General features: G+C 70.5%; 2 protein-coding genes. One reads left to right on the plus strand and one right to left on the minus strand.

Going from position 1 to position 1,373, the window contains the following annotated elements:
- The coding region (locus ACFYWX_RS47705) for a diaminopropionate ammonia-lyase (RefSeq protein WP_389431808.1) at positions 1-995 on the minus strand (995 nt) is incomplete at its 3' end.
- Between the two features lie 117 nt (positions 996-1,112).
- On the opposite strand from ACFYWX_RS47705, the gene ACFYWX_RS47710 reads away from it, so the two are divergent.
- A partial coding sequence (locus ACFYWX_RS47710) for a LysR family transcriptional regulator (RefSeq protein ID WP_389431809.1) occupies positions 1,113-1,373 on the plus strand: 261 nt, incomplete at its 3' end.

Here is a 1,373-nt window from a genome sequence, read left to right on the forward strand (position 1 = left end):
CGCAGACCGGCGAGCGCCGCGGCCCCGCAAGGACCAGAAGAGACACCGGCAGCGGCCAGATCACCGGCCGCGCGGGCACTGTCGGCGTCCGAGACAGCAACCGCGGCGTCCAGCCCGCCGCGCAGGTGGGGCCAGGCGATGGTGGACGGGGTGCCACAGTTCAGCCCGGCCATGGTGGTCTCCGTCGTGGTGACACTGACGGGTGCGCCGCAGGTGAGGCTTTCCAGCACGCAGGGCGCGGCCTCCGGCTCCACCGACAGCAGAGCCGGGGCATGCCCAAAGGGGCGGCTGCGGTAATGGGTGACGACGGCCTGGGCGAGCGACCCCACGCCCACCGGTACGGAGACGAGGTCGGGCCCCTCGGTGACCCCCTTCGCCGCCAACTGCTCGTCGATCTCGGCGCAGAGGGTGGAGTAACCCTCGACGATCCACCCCGGGATCTGCTCATAGCCCGGCCAGGCGGTGTCCTGGACCAGGACCGCGCCCGGCGCGGCAGCCGCCTCGGCCGCCAGGCGCACGGCCTCGTCGTACGGCCCTGAGACCTCGGTGACCTTCGCCTGTTCGGCGACGATGGCCGCAACGGCCTGCGGATGCACGCCCTGGGGGACGAAGACGTGGGCGTTCTGACCGAGTCGGGTTGCCATGCGGGCCACCGCGCGGCCGTGGTTGCCGTCGGTGGCGGTCACCAGGGTGACCGGGCCATGTTCTGCGCCGTTCGCGGTCCGCTCGGCAAGGATGCGGTGGACCGCCCAGGACGCACCGAGCGCCTTGAACGCGGGCAGCCCAAGACGGCACGACTCGTCCTTGACGAAGACCCGGCCGACGCCCCATTCCGTTGCCAGCGACGGGAGTTCGGTCAGTGGGGTGGGCGCGTAGTCGGGTAGCGAAGAGTGGAAGACCCGCACTTCTGCGGGCGCGGGTTCACACCGCCAGGCACGGGCATCGGGACGCACGAACCACGGCAGCGTATGGAAGGAGGAAGCGTTGTCGGACACACGATCAGGGTCCGACGCCCCCTTGCTATCGGTCCAGCGAATGTTTACGACCTATACTCATCGGCCAGGCCGACCATTCAGCCATCGGCCCACGAGGGCGAGGAGAGCGAGCCGCCCATGTTCGATCTGCATCGGCTGCGTCTGCTCCGAGAACTCAAGCACCGCGGCACCCTGGCGGCCGTCGCCACCGCCCTCTCCTACGCCCCCTCCTCCGTCTCTCAACAGCTCTCCCAACTAGAGGCCGAAGTCGGCGTCCCGCTCCTCGAGCCGGTCGGACGGCGGGTGAGGCTGACCGCGCAGGCCGAGATCCTCGTCTCCCACACCGAAGCGGTTCTCGAACGCCTGGAGCGCGCGGAGGCGGACATCGCCGCCTCCCTG

This window comes from Streptomyces sp. NPDC002888 (assembly GCF_042888465.1).
In the GTDB taxonomy this organism is placed as follows: Bacteria; Actinomycetota; Actinomycetes; order Streptomycetales; family Streptomycetaceae; genus Streptomyces.